Source organism: Flavobacterium sp. ov086 (assembly GCF_900187965.1).
Taxonomy (GTDB): domain Bacteria; phylum Bacteroidota; class Bacteroidia; order Flavobacteriales; family Flavobacteriaceae; genus Flavobacterium.
In genome coordinates this window covers 20,428-42,236 of the sequence record NZ_FZNL01000014.1, presented here as the reverse complement: position 1 = coordinate 42,236, position 21,809 = coordinate 20,428, and the positions used below count along the sequence as shown (strand labels likewise).

17 protein-coding genes are annotated in these 21,809 nt (G+C 33.7%); 10 read left to right on the top strand and 7 right to left on the bottom strand.

The window, feature by feature from the left end; translation table 11 throughout:
- Window positions 1–195: 195 nt before the first annotated feature.
- Window positions 196–1,398 (bottom strand): aminotransferase class I/II-fold pyridoxal phosphate-dependent enzyme, encoded by a 1,203-nt coding sequence (locus CHB81_RS15575; RefSeq protein ID WP_089352790.1) that lies wholly within the window; start codon window positions 1,396–1,398, stop codon window positions 196–198.
- Between the two features lie 337 nt (window positions 1,399–1,735).
- Between CHB81_RS15575 and CHB81_RS15570 the strand changes: the two genes are divergently transcribed.
- The 3 genes from CHB81_RS15570 to lpdA all read left to right on the top strand — a co-directional run bounded on the left by CHB81_RS15570 (window position 1,736) and on the right by lpdA (window position 5,014).
- Window positions 1,736–2,191, top strand: coding sequence for an Lrp/AsnC family transcriptional regulator (locus CHB81_RS15570; RefSeq protein WP_089352789.1), 456 nt, complete (start codon window positions 1,736–1,738; stop codon window positions 2,189–2,191).
- A gap of 451 nt (window positions 2,192–2,642) precedes the next feature.
- A complete protein-coding gene (locus tag CHB81_RS15565; RefSeq protein ID WP_089352788.1) occupies window positions 2,643–3,014 on the top strand; it encodes a hypothetical protein in 372 nt (123 codons plus the stop codon).
- Window positions 3,015–3,610: 596 nt separating this feature from the next.
- Entirely contained in the window at window positions 3,611–5,014 is a 1,404-nt protein-coding gene (lpdA, locus tag CHB81_RS15560; RefSeq protein ID WP_089352787.1) for a dihydrolipoyl dehydrogenase, read from the top strand.
- Window positions 5,015–5,067: 53 nt separating this feature from the next.
- Here lpdA and CHB81_RS15555 read toward each other — a convergent pair whose 3' ends face one another.
- On the bottom strand, window positions 5,068–5,724 hold the full coding sequence (locus CHB81_RS15555; RefSeq protein WP_132022429.1) for a hypothetical protein: 657 nt from the start codon (window positions 5,722–5,724) through the stop codon (window positions 5,068–5,070).
- A gap of 165 nt (window positions 5,725–5,889) precedes the next feature.
- Here CHB81_RS15555 and CHB81_RS15550 point away from each other — a divergent pair, with 165 nt between their 5' ends.
- The gene (locus tag CHB81_RS15550; protein ID WP_089352785.1) at window positions 5,890–6,432 is read left to right on the top strand and encodes a lipocalin family protein; all 543 of its coding nucleotides are present in this window, start codon (window positions 5,890–5,892) and stop codon (window positions 6,430–6,432) included.
- 60 nt (window positions 6,433–6,492) lie between these two features.
- Here CHB81_RS15550 and CHB81_RS15545 read toward each other — a convergent pair whose 3' ends face one another.
- The gene (locus CHB81_RS15545; protein ID WP_089352784.1) at window positions 6,493–6,867 is read right to left on the bottom strand and encodes a DoxX family membrane protein; all 375 of its coding nucleotides are present in this window, start codon (window positions 6,865–6,867) and stop codon (window positions 6,493–6,495) included.
- A gap of 206 nt (window positions 6,868–7,073) precedes the next feature.
- Window positions 7,074–7,973, bottom strand: a complete 900-nt coding sequence (locus tag CHB81_RS15540) for a DUF4349 domain-containing protein (protein ID WP_089352783.1) — start codon at window positions 7,971–7,973, stop codon at window positions 7,074–7,076.
- Window positions 7,974–8,159: 186 nt separating this feature from the next.
- Between CHB81_RS15540 and CHB81_RS15535 the strand changes: the two genes are divergently transcribed.
- The 3 genes from CHB81_RS15535 (at window position 8,160) to CHB81_RS15525 (ending at window position 13,205) form a co-directional block, all read left to right on the top strand.
- Complete coding sequence (locus CHB81_RS15535) at window positions 8,160–9,446, top strand: anthranilate synthase component I family protein (protein WP_089352782.1); 1,287 nt, start codon at window positions 8,160–8,162, stop codon at window positions 9,444–9,446.
- Window positions 9,447–9,795: 349 nt separating this feature from the next.
- Window positions 9,796–11,106 (top strand): tRNA lysidine(34) synthetase TilS, encoded by a 1,311-nt coding sequence (gene tilS, locus CHB81_RS15530; RefSeq protein ID WP_089352781.1) that lies wholly within the window; start codon window positions 9,796–9,798, stop codon window positions 11,104–11,106.
- A complete protein-coding gene (locus CHB81_RS15525; protein ID WP_089352780.1) occupies window positions 11,106–13,205 on the top strand; it encodes a protein-disulfide reductase DsbD in 2,100 nt (699 codons plus the stop codon). Before tilS ends, CHB81_RS15525 begins: the two co-directional genes overlap by 1 nt.
- Window positions 13,206–13,587: 382 nt before the next feature.
- Here CHB81_RS15525 and CHB81_RS15520 read toward each other — a convergent pair whose 3' ends face one another.
- The 3 genes from CHB81_RS15520 to CHB81_RS15510 form a co-directional block, all read right to left on the bottom strand.
- Window positions 13,588–14,904 carry an ammonium transporter gene (locus CHB81_RS15520; RefSeq protein ID WP_089352779.1) on the bottom strand — a complete coding sequence of 439 codons (1,317 nt, stop codon included), beginning with the start codon at window positions 14,902–14,904 and terminating at the stop codon, window positions 13,588–13,590.
- Between the two features lie 339 nt (window positions 14,905–15,243).
- Window positions 15,244–16,551 carry an amidohydrolase family protein gene (locus CHB81_RS15515; RefSeq protein WP_089352778.1) on the bottom strand — a complete coding sequence of 436 codons (1,308 nt, stop codon included), beginning with the start codon at window positions 16,549–16,551 and terminating at the stop codon, window positions 15,244–15,246.
- A gap of 42 nt (window positions 16,552–16,593) precedes the next feature.
- Window positions 16,594–19,584 (bottom strand): amidohydrolase family protein, encoded by a 2,991-nt coding sequence (locus tag CHB81_RS15510; protein WP_089352777.1) that lies wholly within the window; start codon window positions 19,582–19,584, stop codon window positions 16,594–16,596.
- Window positions 19,585–19,713: 129 nt separating this feature from the next.
- Here CHB81_RS15510 and CHB81_RS15505 point away from each other — a divergent pair, with 129 nt between their 5' ends.
- From CHB81_RS15505 to CHB81_RS27060, 3 genes are all read left to right on the top strand, one after another.
- Window positions 19,714–20,688: a Gfo/Idh/MocA family protein gene (locus CHB81_RS15505; protein ID WP_089352776.1), complete on the top strand. Its 975-nt coding sequence runs from the start codon at window positions 19,714–19,716 to the stop codon at window positions 20,686–20,688.
- A 65-nt stretch (window positions 20,689–20,753) separates the two neighbouring features.
- Window positions 20,754–21,212: a hypothetical protein gene (locus CHB81_RS15500; RefSeq protein WP_089352775.1), complete on the top strand. Its 459-nt coding sequence runs from the start codon at window positions 20,754–20,756 to the stop codon at window positions 21,210–21,212.
- Window positions 21,213–21,401: 189 nt separating this feature from the next.
- On the top strand, window positions 21,402–21,794 hold the full coding sequence (locus tag CHB81_RS27060; protein ID WP_089352774.1) for a hypothetical protein: 393 nt from the start codon (window positions 21,402–21,404) through the stop codon (window positions 21,792–21,794).
- Window positions 21,795–21,809 lie beyond the last annotated feature (15 nt).

The window sequence follows — 21,809 nt, the reverse complement described above, 5'->3', positions numbered from 1 at the left end:
TTTCACGAATTTTCGCTAATTTTTTCTTTTGAAGATTTTTAATTAGTGCTAATTCGTGAAATTCGTGGCAAAAACTTTTTCTCGCGCAGATCTTGCTGATGCAGCAGATACTTTTTATAGATTTCTATAAAAGATCAGCATAGTCCGCCAAATCTGCGTGAAAAAAATCTTTAGTGAATCTCTGTGAAAGAAAGCTTATAGAATTCCAAGTTCTACCATACATTCCTTCATCATTGTATAAGTGCGCTCAATATCATTATCCAAACCAATCGAGAAACGAATCAAACCATCCGTCAATCCCATTTCGTGTTGTTCCTCTAACGGAATTTCACTTGAAGTCGAAGTTCCAGGTGCGCTAAACAACGTTTTGTAAAAGCCTAAACTTACCGCCAGATAGCCTAAGTTTCTCGCCTGCATCAACTCCATTAATTCATTGGCTTTAGCCAAAGTTCCAACATCAATCGTCATCATTCCGCCAAAACCATATTCCGGATTAATCATCGTTTTGTACAATTCATGACTTGGATGACTTTTCAATCCCGGATAAACCGTTTTCAAACCGTCAGCTTCAAATTTATCAGCCAGAACATGCGCATTATGACTGTGTTGTTTAATTCTGATATGTAGCGTTCGAAGATTTTTCATCACCGATGCAGATCGCAAACTATCCATCGTGGGTCCCAAAAGCATACTTGCGCCTGAGTTTACATTTTTCAAGGAATTGATAAATTCTTTCGACGCACAAGTTACACCACCAACCGTATCGCTGCTTCCGTTAATGTATTTTGTCAAACTATGAATCACGATATCAGCGCCTAATTTTGCAGGAGAAACGGATAATGGTGAAAAGGTATTATCAACAACTAATTTCAAATTATGCTTTTTCGCAATTTTAGCCAAACCTGCAATATCAGCAACTTCCAACAACGGATTACTTACCGTTTCACAATACAAAACTTTCGTTTTTGGCGTAATCGCAGCTTCCACAATATCAAGTTTAGTAATGTCTACAAAACTAGTTTCAATGTTAAAACGAGGCGTAAAATTCTTCAAAAACGCATAAGTTCCTCCATAAATCGTTCGGCTTGAAACAATATGATCGCCCGCACCGCAAAGCTGTAATAGAGTAGGCGTGATCGCTCCCATTCCCGAAGCCGAAACATTGGCAGTTTCCGTTCCTTCCATCGCTGCCAAAGCCTGATCCAGATACAAATTACTTGGCGACGAATGACGCGAGTACAAATAACAGCCTTCCATATTTCCCTCAAAAGTGTCAAACATCGTTTTAGCCGAAAGAAATGTATAAGTCGAAGAATCAGAAATCGACGGATTCACACCACCAAATTCCCCAAAGTATTGCAAATCCTGAATTTTATCAGCTGGATTAAAGTCTTTCATAATTAGTTTTTGAATTGATATTTTATTATTTTTTGATGTTTATTTATTTGTCATCCTGAGCGAAGTCAAAGGATTAGGAGCTATTTCCTGCTATCCGTTCCAATCTTTTGCTTTTTAAAGAAAAAAGAAAAAGGATTTCCACTTCTATCAGGGCTAGGGCATTCGTTTTCAAAATAAATTCTATTCAAAATAACATCTTATCAGAAAATTAATCAATGATGTGTTTTATAATTAGATTTTAAAACTATAAAAATTAATTTATAAAGATTATTATTCTAAATTTGATTCAGAAAAACCAAATCGCTAGATTTTCTTTCATTTCATAAAACAACCAAAAATGACTTTAGACGCCACCGACAAAAAACTCTTGGTTCTACTACAAACCGACAGTAAAAAAACAACCAAAGAATTGTCCTTAAAACTCAATCTTTCGGTAACCGCCGTTTACGAGAGAATCAAAAAGTTAGAGCGCGAAGGAATAATCAAAAACTATGTAGCCTTAGTCAACAAGTCAAAAATGGAAAAAGGATTTGTGGTTTTCTGCCATTTAAAACTCATTCAGCATACCAAAGAATTCTTAACCAAATTCGAAAGTGAAGTCATCAAACTCAACGAAGTTCTGGAATGTCATCACGTAAGCGGCGATTACGATTATATCTTAAAAGTTCTGGTAAAAGATATGGAAGCCTACAGAGAATTTCTAGTAACCAAACTCACAACGTTGCAACATATAGGCAGTACGCAAAGTATGTTTATGATTAGTGAGGTGAAGAATTCAACGGTGATTTTTTGAGGAAGGTTCAAAGGTTCAGAGTAACAAAGGGACAAGGGATTTTCGTAGAGACGCACAGCAGTGCGTCTAAAATTGGATGAATTTTTAAAGGTTCAAAGTTGCAAAGGTTCAGAGGAACAAAGGTTCTTCGTAGAGGCGCATAGCAGTGCGTCTAAAATTGGATGAGCCAGTTTTTATTTTTGAATAGCCTCCAGCTTTAGCTGGAGTTTATATAAATTCCAATTGAATGGCTTTAGCCAAACTTTAGTATTTTGGCTAAAGCCTTCTTTTTTGTTCTCCTATTAATATCTCCAGTTAAAACTGGAGGCAATTCAAAGTTGAATCTTTACATTTTCGCGATTTTATAAGAATTAAAAAATTTTGCATTATCTGCTAAATCTGCGAGAAAAACTTTTTATAATTCGCGAAATGATTTTTTTAAATTTGAAACTAATAAAAAGCACCTGTAGCAATGGAAGAATGGGAACCAATATCATTAAAAGAACTTAATAATGAAATTCTAAAAACAGAAAAGGATTTAGATGAAGAATTAAAGAACTTTTGGAATTTGATTAAAATCGATCCTGTGAAATGGAGTGAAGAAAAGTACGGAGAATTAGGAGGCGGATTTTGGGTTGTTGGTATTTTTGGTCATCAGGTAATTTGGTATAATGATATCGAAGAAGGATTTAATATTTCTGACTACAAAACATTTGGAGAAATTGAAGATTATTGGTGTAATCAAGACGAACTTGTTCATGTAATATACAGATTGTTTGAATTAATAAAATTTGGAGGAGAACTCACTAGAAGAGAAGGTCCTTCTCCGAATTTGATTGAATAAAAGATAAAAAAGACTTAGGTAACCTTGTGGTTAGACTCAAAATCCAAAATTTAAACACAATTCAAAAGTAAAAAGATTTAAATTTGATTTAAAATGGAAACGAAAGAATTGAGACGAAAATTGATAAAAGATTTCTAACTTATCTAAAATCATACTTAAAGGTTTTAAATACACATCCGGAATTATTCGAAATAAAAAAAGAACCATGTTATCGCGAATTACTACGGAATTTTTCTCAAGAAGTTCCGAAGGAACAAATTATATTGTAGGGATGGATTTTAATCCGTCCTTCGCAATCAAAATCGCCAATCTTTGTCGAGCTTCTGGCGAGGATTTCTCCTTCGTCGAAATGACAAACTGTACAATAAAATCATTGTTTTAAAGAAAAACTTTGCGACTCCGCGCCTTTGCGAGGCTAAAAAACAAAACTTATCAAACCTTCCAACTAAATCCACAATCCAAAAAAACTTTGTGCCTTCAAGCCTTTGTGGCAGAAAAACCTTCACTTAAATTTCACACAAAAAACATTGAGATTTAAACTTTAAACAAAACTTTATTCCTTAATTTTGTATCGCTAAAATTAAAATAGACAAACTATGAGTTCATTTGACGTAGTCATTATAGGTTCAGGTCCTGGCGGATATGTATCAGCAATTCGTTGCGCACAATTAGGTTTCAAAACAGCAATTGTAGAAAAGTATAGCTCTTTGGGCGGAACTTGCCTTAACGTAGGTTGTATTCCTTCAAAAGCATTATTATCTTCTTCTCATCATTATGCAGAAATTGCACATTTTGCAGATCACGGAATCGAAGTTTCCGGAGATGTAAAAATCAATTTAGAGAAAATGATTGCTCGCAAGCAAGCAGTTGTAGATCAAACCGTAGGTGGAATCAACTACTTAATGGATAAAAATAAAATCACTGTTTTCAATGGTTTAGGTTCTTTTGTTGACGCAACGCACATTGCAGTTGCTAAAGCTGACGGAACATCAGAAACTATCGAAACAAAATATGCTGTAATCGCTACAGGTTCAAAACCATCATCTTTGCCTTTTATCAAAATTGACAAAGAAAGAATCATCACTTCTACTGAAGCATTAGCTTTAAAAGAAGTTCCAAAACACTTGGTAATTATTGGTGGTGGCGTTATCGGAATCGAGCTTGGACAAGTTTACTTGCGTTTAGGAGCTCAGGTTTCTGTAGTGGAATTCATGGACAGAATCATTCCAGGAATGGATAGTTCTTTGTCTAAAGAATTGACTAAAGTATTGAAAAAACAAGGAATGAAATTCTACGTTTCTCACAAAGTAAAATCAGTAGAAAGAAACGGCGATGCTGTTGTAGTTCAGGCTGAAAATGCAAAAGGAGAAACAATTACTCTTGAAGGAGATTATTCATTAGTTTCTGTAGGTCGTCGTCCATACACAGACGGATTAAACGCTGACAAAGCCGGAGTTAAAATTTCAGACAGAGGACAAGTAGAGGTAAACGATCATTTACAAACTAATGTTTCTAATATTTATGCAATTGGAGATGTTGTTCGTGGAGCAATGTTGGCACACAAAGCAGAAGAAGAAGGAACTATGGTTGCAGAAATCTTAGCGGGTCAAAAACCACATATCGATTATAACTTAATTCCTGGTGTTGTTTACACTTGGCCGGAAGTTGCTGCAGTTGGACAAACTGAAGAGCAGGTTAAAGCTTCAGGAACGGAGTACAAAGTTGGAAGTTTCCCTTTCAAAGCTTTAGGTCGTGCAAGAGCAAGTGGAGATTTAGACGGATTCGTAAAAATCATTGCTGATGCTAAAACAGATGAGGTTTTAGGAGTTCACATGATTGGAGCGCGTACTGCCGATTTAATTGCTGAGGCAGTTACTGCAATGGAATTCAAAGCTTCTGCTGAAGATATTTCAAGAATGAGCCACGCGCATCCAACTTTCGCAGAAGCGGTAAAAGAAGCTGCATTGGCTGCAACTGATAATAGAGCATTGCACGTATAAGCTACGTATAAATCATATTTTAAAACCCGTCAGAACTAATTCTGACGGGTTTTTTATTGCTTAGCTATTTTAAAAATATAATAGGTTTCTTCATTTTTTGTATAGACGCTATAAGTTTCATTCTCTTCATCGTATAATTTATACAAATATTTATCGCCTTTAATACTTAAATTTTTTCTTGATAGATTGTTGCTTTCAATAAATTCAAGCTCAAATTCGCAATTGCCTTTTCTTTTATAATGTAATTTTGAAAATGTATCGTCAGAGAATTTTTCAATCCATAGATTGTCATTTAAAGTTACTTCTACTTTGTTTCCATCATTTTCGATATAGTAGTACTTTGAGATTTTATCAAAATGATTGCATTCTTCTTTAGATATTTTATCGAGAGGTTTCTCGGTTTGCATTGACCAACTGCTTTCCGGAGCCTTATTTGGAAAAAGTGCTACAAACTCATTGCAATTTTTTTGTAATCTGAAAAAGATCTGTTCAAACGCTTTTCTTTGAACAATACTGTCTTTGAACTTTGCCAAATAAGGCGCTATATGAGAATTATTGATTGTATTAATCCTGATTTCATTGTTCAAAGCTTTATTTTGGGCTAACGATTTACAGATTTCAGTATTTAGAGAATCCACTGATTTTATAGATTGTGATCTCGAAACGTTAATACAAAGTAGTAATAGGACTATAAGTAGGTGTTTTTTCATTTAGCGGCAAAGTTTTAATCAAATATAGCAGTTTAGTAAAAGTATTTAAAACTTTTGATTTATTCTTTTAAATCTTAGCGCTCAAAAATGTAAAATTCGAGAAAAATTTTGTAAATTAGATGTGGAATTCTGATGTTATCTTTACCTCTATAAAAAGATAATGTTATGAAAAATAGATATATAACTCCGGTTCTACTCGGAGTAGGAATAGCATTTATACTCTATTCCCGCCGTTCAAGCATTCCGAAAAAAACTGTCGCAATTACTAATTTTGACAAAGCTAAATATTTAGGAAAATGGTTTGAAATTGCCAGGTTAGATTACAAATGGGAAAAAGACTTAAACAACGTAACTGCCGAATATTCTATAAATGATAACGGCACCATCAAAGTTGATAACAGGGGCTATAATGTCACAAAAGACAAATGGGAGGAAAGCATCGGGAAAGCCAAGCTTGTCAAAAAGGACAATATTGGTATGCTTAAGGTTTCATTTTTTGGTCCTTTTTATTCCGGTTATAATATAATTGCGGTTGATGCAGATTATAAATATGTGCTTATCGCTGGTGAAAGTCTAAAATACATGTGGATACTTTCCAGAGAAGCAACTATTCCGGAGAGTATAAAAGCTGATTTTCTTATCAAAGCTCAGGAAATAGGTTATAACGTTTTGGACCTGGTCTGGGTAAAACATGACAAAAAAGGTTGAAAAAAGAAACCCGACAGTTATATGCTGTCGGGTTTCTTTTATTTTAATTCGAGAATGAATTTATACAGTAAAAACACTTTTGTAATTATCCCAATATCTGTAAATCAAAAATAAGTTAGCCAGGAACAGTAACGCTGCAATTGGTAATCCGTCCGGCGTAAGGAAATAATTGATGAATAAGATATTTACCGTAATTGGTAAAATCAAAATATTAGCTAATGTTACATAACGTCCCGTTACAAACGCAATTCCGCAAAGTAATTCTATTGATTTTGCTAAAGGCATTAAATAAGTTGAGGCCATCAGACCAACATTAAAGGCTTTAAAATCTCCTGTTGTTTCCGGCTCGGGCATTAAATGAAAGAAAAAACTAATAGAGGCAAACAATAACAACAAGCCAATTAAAACTCGGACAACAATGGTAGCAATTTTCATAATACTAGGATTTTTGATAGGTTAAAAATGTATAATTTATTTTTGGAAAACGTTACAATCTAAATTCTCGAATAAAATGAAAGTCCAATTTTAAAGCTATTCTATTGAGAATTTTACCATCTTTATAATCTTATTTTAAGATTTCGATAATGCTATATCAAATATAACGAATTTTTTCTTATCAAATTGCTATCTTATTAACAGTTTTACTGTTTTTTGATGTATTTTTTATAAATAAGGAAACCACCAAAACCAATCAAAATAAAAGGCCAAAGATTAACCAGAAATACAAAGATTGCCTCAAGAATGTACCAGCCCGTTTTTAATGAATCAATAATCTGAATGCCTAAATTTGGTTTGTAAGCGGCGCTGTCTTTTTTGCTTTCCATTATTTCTTGTCGGATAGTTTCATTTTGATAAAGCTGCAAAGTAATCGTGCTAAAGTTAACCTGATCTTGCAAGGACAAGTTCTCAATTGTATTATTGTCATTGGATTCTTTCTGGTTTGCCAAAGTGTTTTCGGCCTCTATAATATCATTTATTTTCTTGCCTTTAGCATCAATTGCTTTTTCGACTCTTTTTTCGGTTGAAGCGCTTCTTTTTTGCGAAAGCTGATTGGCTAATAACTTCAACGAAACATCATCAGCTTTGATAACTCTAAAATCCAGAAAGTCAATTTGTTTGGCAATCGTTTTTATTACCGTGTCGAGCTGCGTGTTAGGAACACGAATTGTAATGTTATTTTCGACCGTATATTTAGTAGTTTCAAGTGTACTGTCCTGGCTTATTTTAGTTTTAAGCTGATCGTGAATAGTGCTTTGTAAATTGGTATAAGTTACAAAACCTCCAAATTTTTGAGTGGCATTTTCAATTGCATAAGTAGATTTGACGACATTTTTAACCTTAAATTTAATATCAGCAGTTCGAATAAATTTCTGTTTACTGTTTTTATCGACTACCGCAGCCGATGAAGAAATTGCAGTACTGTCTGCTGTGGTTTTGTAATCTGCGATGTCTGCTGTAGAAGTAGAGTCTGCTTTTTTACAAGAAAATAGTAATACAATGATTACCAAGGTTGATGCGCCTAATTTTGCAATTGTTTTCATAAAGTTTTTAAAATTTTATTGATAAATGAAGTTTTGATTCTCATTAATGGTGTTTTTGTGTTAAAAAAAGTGTTTTAGTTATATGTGTTAATTCGATATACTAAAAAGTGTGCCAATAATTTATGAGGATTATTTTATTGAAGGATTTTTTTTGTCGTAATTTTGAAATCTAAAATTCACCCATTTTTGAGAGTTTCAATTCATAAACATATTTCAAATCCAGAGCAGTTTAAACAGCAACTTCTAACCTGGTCGCAGCAATTTCGCGAGGTAGTTTTTTTGGACAGTAATTCGTATCCACAAGAATATTCCAGTTTTGATTGTGTGTTGGCCGTAGATGCTTTTACTTCTTTAAAAACGGATTTTCACAACGCTTTCGACGATTTAAAACAATATCAGCAAACGACTAAAGATTGGCTTTTTGGTTATCTTTCGTATGATTTAAAAAATGATGTCGAAGATTTAAAATCATCAAATTTTGACGGTTTAGATTTTCCGGATCTATTTTTCTTTCAACCAAAAAAAATATTTTTATTGAAAGAAAATCAGCTTGAAATGCGGTATTTATTCTTGTGCGATGATGAGGTTGAAGATGATTTTGAAGAAATAATTCAAAGCGAGAATGATTCTTTTGTTACATTGAATAAGGTTAAAGTACAGCAACGAATCTCTAAAGATTTATATGTCGAAAAAGTAACAAAAATGCTCGATCATATTCACAAAGGAGATATGTATGAAGCTAATTTTTGTATGGAGTTTTTTGCCGAAGATGTCATTATAAATCCGTTAGAGAAATTTCAGAAACTGAACGCCATTTCGCAAGCGCCATTTTCGGTTTTCTTTAAAAATCATAAGCAATATCTACTTTCTGCTTCTCCGGAACGATATCTGAAAAAAGTTGGAGAAACTTTGATTTCGCAGCCTATAAAAGGAACTTCAAAAAGATCATCAGATCCTATTGAAGACGAAAAATCAAAGCAATTTCTGGAAACAGATGCCAAGGAACGTGCAGAAAATATCATGATTACAGATTTAGTGAGAAATGATTTATCGCACACTGCACAAAAAGGTTCTGTTGAAGTTAAGGAGCTTTGTAAAATCTATTCGTTCTTGCAGGTGCATCAAATGATTTCGACCATAACATCCAAAATAGATCCCCAATATTCGCCAATCGATGTTTTGAGAACGACTTTCCCAATGGGAAGTATGACGGGCGCACCAAAGATTTCGGTAATGAATATTATCGAAAATCTCGAAGAAACAAAACGCGGTTTGTATAGTGGATCAGTTGGTTATTTTACGCCCGAAGGCGATTTTGATTTTAATGTCGTGATCAGAAGTATATTGTATAATCAGGAAAATAAATACGTTTCTTTTTCTGTTGGAAGCGCCATTACATCCTTATCGATCCCTGAAAATGAATACGAAGAATGTTTGTTGAAGGCTAAGGCAATGCATGAAGTTTTACAGTAAAAAGTTTAAAAAAGTTAGCCACGAATTCACGAATTTTTTGTTTCTAATGTTTGTCAAAAAAAAAAATTAGCCACAGATTATAAAGGATTAAAATAATTTTGTTTCACGCAGATTTAAGCAGATTTTAAAGGATTTTTATTTAAAAATAATTTGCGTGAATCTGCTTAAATCTTTTTAAATCTGTGTGAAAAACAATTCGTGCTAATTCGCGTAATTCGTGGCAAAAAAAATAAATCTGCTCAATCTGCAGGATCTGCGTGAAAAATAGTTCGTGAATTCGTGGCGAAAAAAACACACGCTTAACATTTCATTTAAAAATAGATCGAATTTAATTTTCTACTTTTATCAAATGTTTAAAAATTTTCAAAATCACATCACTTCGAGGTTTCCATTTTTGGAAGATAAGAAACTATTTCTTGCCGTAAGCGGAGGTTTGGATAGTATGGTTTTATTGCATTTGTTGCAGCAATTACCCTATGAAATTGCAGTTTTGCATTGCAATTTTCAACTTCGAGGATTAGAAAGTTTTGGTGATCAGAATTTTATTCAGAACTATTGTGACCAAAATGAAATTCCTGTTTTTGTTACGCAATTTGATACCGAAGCTTTTGCAAAAGATTATAAGTTATCTACACAAGTTGCAGCTCGCGAACTGCGCTACAGTTGGTTTTATGAACTTTTGGAAACTCAGAATTTCGATTATATTCTAACGGCACATCATGCCGATGATAATCTGGAGACCTTTATTATCAACTTAACCCGAGGAACAGGATTAGACGGATTAATTGGAATTCCGGAAGAAAATGACCGAATTATTCGTCCGCTTTTGCCATTTTCGAGAGATGAAATTCTGAAATATGCAAAGGAAAATAACATCGATTGGCGAGAAGACAGCAGCAATGCTTCTAATAAATACCTTCGGAATAAAATCCGTCATGATTTGGTTCCGATCTTAAAAGAGATCAATCCACAGTTTTTGAATGCTTTTCAGAAAACACAATCTTATTTGCAGGAATCTCAGATAATGGTCGAAGATGCGTCGATTATGATTTACCAGCAAGTTGCTAAAGAAATTGGTGATGATATCTATTTCGATTTAAATCAACTTAAAAAACTACCTAATTATAAATCATATTTGTATCAATGGCTGAATGAATTTGGATTTCTGGCGTGGAATGATATCTATGATTTGGTAGATAGTCAATCCGGAAAGCAAGTACTTTCGGCTGAATTTAGATTATTGAAAAACAGAGATAGCTTAATTTTGAGCCCTATTTCTGATATTTTGGAAACAGGAGAATTTGAGATTAATGAAAATGATACAGACGTTAATTTTCCCTTAAAATTGAAGCTTTGTAACGTAAGTCACATTACAATAGATTCAAATAAAGCTATATTTGTGGACGCTGAAAAAATCCAGTTTCCGTTGGTTTTACGTAAATGGAATGAAGGTGATGTTTTTCATCCTTTTGGAATGGAGGGAAAGTCAAAAAAGGTAAGTAAGCTTTTTAAAGACGAGAAATTATCCCTGATTGAGAAAGAAAAAACATGGATTTTGTGTTCCGATAATCAGATTGTCTGGGTTATTGGAATCAGACAGGACGAACGTTTTAAAATTGAGAATACCACAAATAAAATACTTAAAATAGAATTACAATAATGAACTTTAATCAATACCATCAATCGATAATGTATAAAAGTGTCTGGAATAAAACCATCGTGTTTTTGCTGTTTTTCATGTTTGCTTTTGCAAAAGGGAATGCGCAAATTCTTGAACCGGTAAAATGGACTTCTAAAATAGAAAAGAAATCAGGAAACAATGCTGTTTTAATTTTTGATGGAACAATTGAAAAAGACTGGCATATGTATTCGCAGTTTACGCCAGATGGCGGACCGCTTGCATTAGAAATTGCTTTTAAAAATCAAAAGGGAAATTATGAACTTGTAGGCAAAGCCAAAGAAGGTAAAACGAAAACGGCTTTTAATGATGTTTTTGGTGTAAACGAAACTTTCTTTGAAGGTAAAGCACATATCGAACAGGAAATCAAGATTATAAACCCAAATTTAAAATCGGTTGACGTTGATTTTGATTTTCAGGTTTGTAAAGAAGTTTGTATCAATTCGAATAAAAAATTCTCAATAGCAATTCCATCAACATTTAAAATGGATGCGATTGCAAGTGTTACAGAATCAAAAAAAGATGAAACAAAGGTAGAAGGTTTGGCGGTTGATACCGTAAAACCAGCTGCGGTAGATACTACTAAAGCTGAGGTACATACAGCCCCGGCAGGAATTTCGGCTCAGGAAGAAGTTCCTGCACCAGCTCCAACAAGAAGTTTATGGTCGATCTTTTTTATTGCTTTTATTTCGGGATTTGCTGCTTTGCTAACACCATGCGTTTTTCCGATGATCCCAATGACGGTAAGTTTCTTTACCAAACAAAGCAAAAGCAGAGCAAAAGGTATTCGAAATGCTATTATTTATGGTTTCTCTATTATTGCAATTTATGTTATTTTAGGTTTGATTGTAACTAAAATATTTGGTGCTGATGCGCTTAACGCTTTGTCTACAGATGTTTGGTTTAACTTGATTTTCTTTATTATATTGATCATTTTTGCCACGTCATTTTTGGGAGCTTTCGAAATTATGCTGCCAAATTCATGGGCAAATAAAGCAGATCAACAAGCAGACAGAGGTGGATTAATTGGGATATTGTTTATGGCTTTGGCTTTGGCAATTGTTTCATTTTCTTGTACAGGACCAATCGTTGGAACTCTATTAGTTGAAGCAGCTTCAAACGGAGGTATTGCTCCAATTGTTGGGATGCTAGGATTCTCTTTGGCATTAGCATTACCATTTATGTTGTTCGCAATGTTCCCGGGATGGTTAAATTCATTACCAAAATCTGGCGGATGGTTGAATACGGTAAAAGTTGTTTTAGGATTTTTGGAATTAGCTTTAGCATTCAAATTTTTATCAAATGCAGATTTAGTGCTTCAATTGCACTTTTTAGAAAGAGAAGTTTTCATCGCAATTTGGATCGCAATTTTCGCAGCTTTGACTTTATATTTATTCGGAAAAATTACATTGCCACACGATAGTCCGTTACAGCATATTTCTGTAGGTAGATTGTACTTAGGATTGCTTACACTTGTGTTTACGGTATATTTAATTCCAGGACTTTGGGGAGCACCATTGAAATTAATCAGCGCTTTCCCGCCACCGCCGCAATATAGCGAAAGTCCGTTTGGAGTAGGAGGTTCTGCAAATTCAAATGTTAGTGCCGAATCTATAAAAGGTTTGCCGGATGGTGCAGAATTAGGTCCACATGGTATTATGGTTTTCCATGATTACGAAGATGGATTAGCGTATGCAAAGTCTATCAATAAACCAATTATGCTTGATTTTACTGGTTATGCTTGTGTGAATTGTAGAAAAATGGAAAACAATGTTTGGTCTGAACCTACGATTTTGCCAATCTTAAAGAATGAGGTTGTTTTGATTTCTCTTTATGTTGATGATAAACGTGAGTTGCCAAAAGAGGAGCAATTTGTGACTAAATCCGGAGATAAGATCATTACTGTTGGTGATAAATGGACTGACTTTATGATCTCAAAATATAAAACAAATACACAGCCTTTGTACGTTATAACAGACTTGGAAGGAAAGAATCTAAACAGTTCTAAACCTACTATTAGTTATGTTAGTGCTGATGAATATTTGCATTGGCTGAAAGAAGGGATTGGAAATTTTAAATAGTCTCTTTGAGAAGCAAGATGTTAGAAGCAAGAGGAAAGATTGGAGAGAATATAGAGTATAGAAAATAGACAATAGTTTATGCTGTAATAGAAATCTAGAATATAAGATCTACAATCTGAAATCTAAAATATAATAAGGGGTTGAAATTAATTCAAGTAAAAAGCACTCTAAGTGATAAACTCAGAGTGCTTTTTTTGTTTAGTCATTTTCTAAAATCTATTTTCTTCTCTCTAAGTTCTTACATATAAGTCTTGTTTCTAGCTTCTTGCATCTATTTCTAACTTCTATAATCTAACATCTATTCTCTAAAAAAAAACAAAAATCCCTCTAAGCTAAAACTCAGAGGGATTTTTTATTTAGGCAAAAGGGGGAAATTAATTTCTTATAAGAACTCTCCGTGTTGAGAAATGTCTAATCCTAATTCTTCTTTTTCTTCAGTAACTCTTAGTGGAGTAATTTTATTTACAACAAAGAATAAAATATATGAACCTACAAAAGCAAAGATTGAAACCGCTACTAAAGCAATTAATTGGTTGATGAATAAAGTTGGAGTTCCGAAAATCAAACCTTGATTATCTCCAACTGCAGGGTTGATTGCTTTTGAAGCAAAAACTCCTGTCAATAACATACCAACCATACCTCCAACACCGTGACAAGCAAAAACATCTAATGCATCATCGATTTTTCCTTTAGGGAATTTGCTTACTACAAGATTACTAACAATTGCAGCAAAAGCTCCGATGAAAATTGCATGAGGAATACTTACGAAACCTGCAGCAGGAGTAATAGCAACAAGTCCTACAACAGCTCCAATACAAGCTCCAAGTGCAGATAATTTGTGTCCGATGATTTTGTCAAGGAAAACCCAAGCCATAGCAGCGGCAGCAGCAGCAACAGTTGTAGTTCCTAAAGCTTGTACGGCTAATCCGTTTGATCCTAATGCAGAACCTGCGTTGAAACCAAACCATCCAAACCATAATAAACCTGTTCCTAATAATACATAAGTAATTCTCGCAGGATTCACTTTTTGAACTTTTCTTTTTCCTAAGAAGATCGCTCCGGCCAATGCAGCCCAACCAGCACTCATGTGTACTACTGTTCCTCCGGCGAAGTCTAAAACTCCCATTTTGAAGAAACGTCCATCAGGATGCCAAGTCATGTGACATAATGGTGCGTATATAAAGATAATGAATAAGACCATGAATAATAAATAAGCCCAGAAACGTACACGTTCTGCAAAAGCACCTGTGATTAATGCAGGAGTAATGATGGCAAATTTTGCTTGAAATAATGCGAATAACATAAAAGGAATTGTAGGGGCAAGACTCCACGCAGTACTTGTACCAACACCTTGAAAGAATAAATTTGGAAGTGGATTTCCAATGATTCCGCCAATAGTAGGACCAAATGCTAATCCAAATGCAACAATAACCCATAAAATAGTAACAATTACCATTGCCATAAAACTTTGTAGCATTGTACTGATAACGTTTTTCTTACCAACCATTCCTCCGTAGAAAAATCCTAAACCTGGTGTCATAAGCAATACAAATGCAGTTGCTACGATCATCCAAGCGGTGTCTCCTGTATCAAACTTTACAGCTTCTGCTGGAATTGGACTGTCTGATAAAATGAAGTTTGATACAAAGGTTAGTACCAAAATAGTGATAAGAATCACACTTAAAATAATTTTTCGCATAGTTATTTAGTTTTAAATTTTTGATAAAAGTATAAAATCATTCGACAACCCTATAAAAAATAGAGTTCAATGTTTGATTTTTGTTAATTTTTGAATTTAACCCCCTATATTTTGAGTGTATTTGTTAAAATGAACTTAAATTTTGCAATTTATTAATCTAGAATTTAAAAAATGCAGGCTTGTAGAGCCTTTGTTAACAGAAAAGCGACAGAATAATCTTAATTTTAAAATAAATATACGTGAATATTCAAAGAATTAATTGAAATAGTTATAATTTGAAAATAAAAAAAGGCATCAGATGAATTTTCAAATGATGCCTTTTTAATAAAAAAGTTTTAGTTATTTCTGATTGTACTTTGCTTTGAACTTATCATTCAGTTTGGTTTGGAAAGTTTCCAGATTAATGGTTCTTCCTTGTATAAAAGCGCTCGTTAATTTATTTGTTCTCATATCAAGAGCATCACCATCAGAGATAAAAAGGGTAGCATCTTTTCCGGTTTCTAATGTGCCGCAAGTAGCATCTATACCCAATAACTTGGCTGTATTTGAAGTAATAAGCTGTAATGCTTTTTCTTTGTCTAAACCAAAAGCAGCACATGTTCCGGCTAAAAACGGAAGGTTTCTAACGCTCATACGTTCATGATCTCCACTGTTTTCAAGACCTACAACAATGCCTTTATCTGTTAATATTTTTGCCATTTTATAAGGTAAGTTCACATCCTGATCATCGCTTGTTGGCAATTCATGAACACGTCTTAGAAAAACGCCAACATTATATTTTTGTAAAACATCAGCAGATTTATAAGCTTCAAATCCGCCAACGATAACAATTTTTTTAATTTGATTGTCAACCGCTAATTGTATTGCATCTACAATTTGTTTTTCTTCATCTGCGTGGATATAAAGTGTTTGAGTTCCGTCAAAAAGCCCTTTTGTAGCTTCCAATACAATGTTTCTTTCTTTTGGAGTTTCTTGGTTATACGCTTTTGCATTGCCTAGAAAAGCAGTAATTTCTTCTACTTGTTTAGGATAATCTTTATTGGCTTCAATAATTCCCGGCTCATACCATGATCCGGTTCTTCTAAAACCTGATGGAAAGTTTAAATGAATTCCGTCATTTTCTTTTAGAATGGCATCCTTCCAGCTCCAGGCATCTAGTTGTACTACAGATGATGTTCCTGAAATTCGACCTCCGCGTGGTGTTACCTGAGCGATTAAAACACCATTTGGACGAACTGTTTCTACCACTTTTGACTCAGAATTATAAGCAATAATACTTCTTACATTTGGATTAAAACTTCCAATCTCTTCCTGATCGTCAGATGATTTTACGGCATCAATTTCTACCAAACCTAATGTTGCGTTGGGAACAATAAACCCGGGATAAACATGTTTTCCGGCAGCATCAATAGTAGTATCATAGGCATTTGCAGCAAGTCTGATAGTTGTTGCATCTGCAACTAAAGTAATTTTTCCGTCTTTAAAACCAATAGCACTATTTTGAATAACAGTTCCGTCGCCTAAATGTGCGGTCGCATTCAATATCAAAACCGATTTGCTTTGTTTTGGTGCTGGTATTTGCTGCGCTTTTATGTGTACCGAGGCACAAAATACGAGCAGCATTATATATATGTTTTTATGTTTCATTTTATCTGGTTTTTTATCTTTTATGATTTTCTAATGCCTTAATTATTGCTCTAAAGTATCACAGTGATATTCTTTTTTCTCCTTTTTTGTTGGTGGCTGTGTACTCATTCCTTTGTTTTTCTCTTGTAACATCTGTCCAATCAACAAGCTTCTTTCTTTAGTAATCGCCACTTGTTTTTCGGCATCTTTTTCGATATCAAAATATACAACACCATCAATAATTGTTTTCTCGGCTTGAGCATAAATAGACAAGGGATTATCGCTCCATAAAACAACATCGGCATCTTTGCCCACTTTAAGGCTTCCTACTTTATCATCGATATGTAATAATTTAGCAGGATTCAGGGTTACAAATTTCCATGCTTCTTCTTCAGAAATATTCCCGTATTTAACCGCTTTTGCAGCTTCCTGATTTAGTCTTCTTGACATTTCGGCATCATCAGAATTATAAGCAACAACCAATCCTTCGTTATGCATAATAGGCCCGTTGAACGGAATTGCGTCGTTTACCTCAAATTTATAAGCCCACCAATCTGAGAAAGTCGAAGCTCCAACTCCGTGTTCTTTCATTTTATCTGCAACCTTATAACCTTCAAGAATATGGGTGAAAGTGTTGACTTTGAAATTGAATTTCTCGGTAACATTCATCAACATCAAAATCTCAGATTCTACATAAGAGTGGCAAGTGATAAAACGTTCTTTATTGATAATTTCGGCAAGAGTTTGAAGTTCTAAATCTACTCTTGGAGCTTTTCCTTTTTTAGAACCTGAGTTGAATTTTTTCCAACTTTCGTCGTATTCTTTAGCACGCTGAAAATAATCAGTAAAAACTTGTTCAACACCCATTCTCGTTTGCGGAAAACGAGTTGGATTAGTAATACCCCAATTGGCTTGTTTTACATTTTCTCCCAAGGCAAACTTGATAAATTTAGGTTGATTTTTGTATAACATTTCATCTGGCGAAGAACCCCATTTCCATTTTACAATTGCAGAACGACCACCAATTGGGTTGGCAGATCCGTGAAGCAATTGCGAGATTGTTACACCTCCGGCAAGATCTCGGTATATATTAATGTCTTCAGAGTTTACAACATCCTGAATCGTCACTTCGGCAGTAGAGTTGTGTCCGCTTTCATTTACACCTTTAGAAATTGCAATGTGCGAGTGTTCGTCGATAATTCCGCTTGTGATATGTTTTCCTTTTGCATCAATAATAGTTGCAGCTGCATCTGAAAGGTTTTTACCAACAGCAGCAATTTTCCCGTTTTTAATTAAAACATCAGTTTCGGTCAAAACGCCTTCTTTCTCGTTTGTCCAAACTGTAGCATTTTTGAATAATAAAGTCTGAGCCGTTAGTTTTTTAGAATCACCAAAAGCGATGTTCGGGAAAGTAGTTGGTACAATAGGATTTGGTTTTTCTACTTTAGAAGTATCTTTTACAGCAACAAACGCACTTGTTTTTAGAGCCGTCCAGACTAATTCATCTCCGTTTGCTAATACCGCTTTTCCGGATAATTTTTCCGGGTTTTCGATAAATCCTGTTAAGCGTGCAAAATTACCTTTGATTGTATCTGCAGGTTTTATCAATAGCGAAATCCAATTTTTAGAAACGGCAAAAGTGCTGTTTACTTTTTTAGTATCAACCGTAGTAATTTCAGATTTTTGAGCGTCAACGGTTCCGTCAATTTTCCATTTATAAGTATCTTTTCCAACTGTTAAGTCGTAGTTTCCGCGAATATCTTTTGCATTAACATCGTTTACAACATATTTGGTTCCTTGTACCCAGTTTTCATATAAAATCGTTTTCTCGTCAAAAATTTCACCAGATGTAATTATGAAATTCGCGTAACTTCCTGTTTTTAAACTTCCAACTTCGTTATTTTTTCCAAGAATAGCTGCAGGAATTGTAGTCAAAGCTTCTAAAGCTTTTGTTTTATCAAAACCATATTTAATGGCTTTCAATAAATTAAGTCTAAAATCTTCTGTCTTTTTTAATTTATCAGTCGTTAAGGCAAAAACAATTCCGTTGTCCGTAAGTACTTTTAGATTTGTAGGAGCCTGATTCCAGAAACGCATATCTGCCAATTCTATTTGGTTTGACAAATATGGATTTGAAACATCATAAGCTTCGGGAAAACTTATCGGAATAATATATTTAGCGTTCGTGTTTTTGATTTCTTCGATTCTTTCAAATTCATTTCCGCTTCCTTTTAAAACATAGGTTAAGCCAAATTCTTTCGCAATTTTTGAAGCTCTTAAACTATTTAGTTTGTCTTCTGAAGCAAAAATCTGAACCAGTTTTTCATTATTTGCCAAAGCTTCAAGTGATAAATCTTTAGTATCAGAATTTCCTTTTTTGTACCAATCCAGGTCTAAATACATTTGGCGCAGCAAAGCCATCATTCCCATTAAAGAACTTGGATAAGCTTGGTTTGTTAACGCACTTCTTGTAAAAGCAAAGTGATTGGTAACTTTATTGGCGATAATTCGTTTGTTGTTTTCGGCATTGTTTAAGGCAACTAAAATTCCCGTTCCTTGCGCAACCCCGTCTGGAATATGCGTTCCAACAACTCCAAAACCGGCTTTTAATAATTCTTCGGCCTTTGATTGATCGTATTTAAAAGTCTCGAAAGTATTTATTTCCGGACGAATACTTTCGTTCCAGTAATAACCAACTCTTTTAGTATCATACGATGGATCCTGATCAGGTCTATTATTGTTTTTTGGTTTTTCGACCCCAAAACTAGTATAGATATCTATAAATGAAGGATAAATTGTTTTTCCTGCAAGATCAATTGCTATACTGTTTTTTGGGATTGCAATATTATTTCCAACAGCGACAACTTTGCCGTCTTGAATCAATAATGTTCCTTTTTCGATTTTTTGTGTTGGGGTCACATAAATCGTGGCATTGGTAAAAACAGTATAATTCTTGTTTTTGTTTTGCACACTTTCATTAACAGGGAAATATTCCTGAGCGTACGTTTTTGTTAAAAAAACACTCAAAAAGAGTAGGAGTAGGGCTTTTTTCATAAGTTATTTGCAAATTTGTTGCTAAAAATATGAAATATATGTTATCTAAAATCCATTTTTTTGAATGATTTTTCTTTATTTAGATGATTTTTAAATTAACCCACTGATAAGTAGTACTTAGAGAATATTATGGAAAATAATAATAGAATAAAATGGGGAATTATTGGCTTGGGAAATATGGCAAATCAATTTGTTCCCGATTTATTACGCGTAAAAGATGCCGAGTTAAATGCTGTTGCTTCGAGAAATAAGCATGAAGCATTGGAATTTGCAGTAAGGTATAATTGCAGTAAATCTTATGGTTCTTATGAGGCACTTTTTAAAGACCCTGAGGTTGATATTGTCTACATCGCAACTCCGCACGATTCGCATGCCGAATTAGCGATCAAAGCATTAGAACATGGAAAACATGTTTTATGCGAAAAGCCAATCGCGCTATCCTATAAAGATGCGTTACGAATGATTGAAGCTTCAAGAAAACACAATAAGTTTTTTATGGAAGCATTCTGGACGCGATTTATTCCGTCGATTAAAGAGGCTTTAGAAAAAGTAAACCAGGGAATAATTGGTGATGTAAAATACATTAAAGCCGATTTTGCTTTTTATGCAGATGAAAAAAAGGGAGGTAGACTTTTTGATAAAAATCTTGGCGGAGGAGCTTTATTTGATATTGGCGTATATCCGTTATTCCTGTCTTATCTATTATTAGGTATTCCGAAAGAAATTATTGCAAAATCAATCTATAATGCAAACGGAATCGATTTGCAGACTTCCATGATTTTGCAATATGAAAATGCACAATCGATTTTGCATGCTTCTATAGTTTCAGAATCTGATATGAAAGCAACAATAAGCGGAACAAAAGGCCATATTCAGCTTAATTCTCCGTGGTTTGCCGCTAATGGATATTCTGTTATAAAAGAGGAAAAGGAAACCAATTTTAGTTTACCAAATCATGGAAAAGGTTATACATACGAAGTAACTGAATGTAATAATTGCATCAGAAACAATCAAATTGAAAGTTCGCTTTGGTCACATCAGAATAGTTTGGATTTGAGTAAGATTGTAGAGGAAGTTAGGATTCAAATTGGGTTAGAGTTTTAGAAAATAATATATTTGAAAATAAATAAGTTGAACCACATTTTAAACAATCTATTCGCAAAAGAAGAATGAAAGAGTTGACTGAAAAAACACTTTTAAGAGAATCAATAGAATTTAATGGTTCTATTAATGAATTAAAAGAAAAAATTCAAATTACAACGGAGAAAAAATTTAAACTTGAATGGATTTCTGGAAATGAATTTACTATTCATTCGAAAATCTCTTTGGGCACATTTATTATTAGTTCATATCCTGAATATTTTGACGGAATAAAAGGTTTTGGAAAGTTAATCGAGTTAAAAAATGGAAAAACCCAAATTGATTTGAATACGAAGCTACGAATTGAACTTTATTTTATGGGAATTATACCAATATTAGCAATTTTTATTACATTTTTGAGAGGTAAAGAGATACCTTCATGGAGTATTTTTTTATTTCCTTTTATTATTTTATGGTTTTGGTCTATTTACAGATTTCAAGAAAAAATTCTTTTTAGAAAATTTAGAAATTATATAAAAGCACAATAAAAATATTCGGCAGAGCAGCTATTAACTGCGGATTTAGACAATAGCCTTAATGAAGAAATAATTTGATCTAAGTTATTTATCTAGAAGATAAAGAATCAGATTGGGTTAAAGTTTTAGAAAATAATATATTTCTAAATAAAAAATTAGCTGAAGCCTTATGAGATCACATCCTAACAATAGTGTAATTATATGATTGAGAAAACAGAATTTCTTGCAAATAAAATAAATGAGTTTATTGAGAAATATGGAGAAGTGCCTCCACACTGGATTTTCAAACCAGACTCGCATCCATATAGTATTTTTTGGAGACAAGGAAGTGGTGACGAATTTGGTGACTGTTTTTATATTTGGTTTGAAGAAAATTTAAAAACAGCCGAAGAAAGAATTGATTATTATAAGAAACATACTCCACCGCCAAGATGGTTAGCAGCAGTAGTTGACAATATCTGGGATCTGGAAGGATGGAATGAACCTTTTTTTGATTACACGCCATATTTAAAAAAACTCGAGGAATATGGTTTTGCAGGAACATCTGAATATGAAGAAGATTTAGATGATGAAAAATGGTTAGATAAAGAATAAAAATATCAAATACAT

Excerpts from the sequence above, each read along its gene's own strand:
- CHB81_RS15555 (WP_132022429.1), bottom strand. The coding sequence starts at position 5,724 with ATGAAAAAACACCTACTTATAGTCCTATTACTACTTTGTATTAACGTT.
- CHB81_RS15515 (WP_089352778.1), bottom strand. The coding sequence starts at position 16,551 with ATGAAACATAAAAACATATATATAATGCTGCTCGTATTTTGTGCCTCG.
- CHB81_RS15565 (WP_089352788.1), top strand. The coding sequence starts at position 2,643 with ATGGAAGAATGGGAACCAATATCATTAAAAGAACTTAATAATGAAATT.
- CHB81_RS15550 (WP_089352785.1), top strand. The coding sequence starts at position 5,890 with ATGAAAAATAGATATATAACTCCGGTTCTACTCGGAGTAGGAATAGCA.
- CHB81_RS27060 (WP_089352774.1), top strand. The coding sequence starts at position 21,402 with ATGATTGAGAAAACAGAATTTCTTGCAAATAAAATAAATGAGTTTATT.
- CHB81_RS15505 (WP_089352776.1), top strand. The coding sequence starts at position 19,714 with ATGGAAAATAATAATAGAATAAAATGGGGAATTATTGGCTTGGGAAAT.
- CHB81_RS15520 (WP_089352779.1), bottom strand. The coding sequence starts at position 14,904 with ATGCGAAAAATTATTTTAAGTGTGATTCTTATCACTATTTTGGTACTA.
- CHB81_RS15575 (WP_089352790.1), bottom strand. The coding sequence starts at position 1,398 with ATGAAAGACTTTAATCCAGCTGATAAAATTCAGGATTTGCAATACTTT.
- CHB81_RS15510 (WP_089352777.1), bottom strand. The coding sequence starts at position 19,584 with ATGAAAAAAGCCCTACTCCTACTCTTTTTGAGTGTTTTTTTAACAAAA.
- CHB81_RS15540 (WP_089352783.1), bottom strand. The coding sequence starts at position 7,973 with ATGAAAACAATTGCAAAATTAGGCGCATCAACCTTGGTAATCATTGTA.
- tilS (WP_089352781.1), top strand. The coding sequence starts at position 9,796 with ATGTTTAAAAATTTTCAAAATCACATCACTTCGAGGTTTCCATTTTTG.
- CHB81_RS15500 (WP_089352775.1), top strand. The coding sequence starts at position 20,754 with ATGAAAGAGTTGACTGAAAAAACACTTTTAAGAGAATCAATAGAATTT.
- lpdA (WP_089352787.1), top strand. The coding sequence starts at position 3,611 with ATGAGTTCATTTGACGTAGTCATTATAGGTTCAGGTCCTGGCGGATAT.
- CHB81_RS15525 (WP_089352780.1), top strand. The coding sequence starts at position 11,106 with ATGAACTTTAATCAATACCATCAATCGATAATGTATAAAAGTGTCTGG.
- CHB81_RS15570 (WP_089352789.1), top strand. The coding sequence starts at position 1,736 with ATGACTTTAGACGCCACCGACAAAAAACTCTTGGTTCTACTACAAACC.
- CHB81_RS15545 (WP_089352784.1), bottom strand. The coding sequence starts at position 6,867 with ATGAAAATTGCTACCATTGTTGTCCGAGTTTTAATTGGCTTGTTGTTA.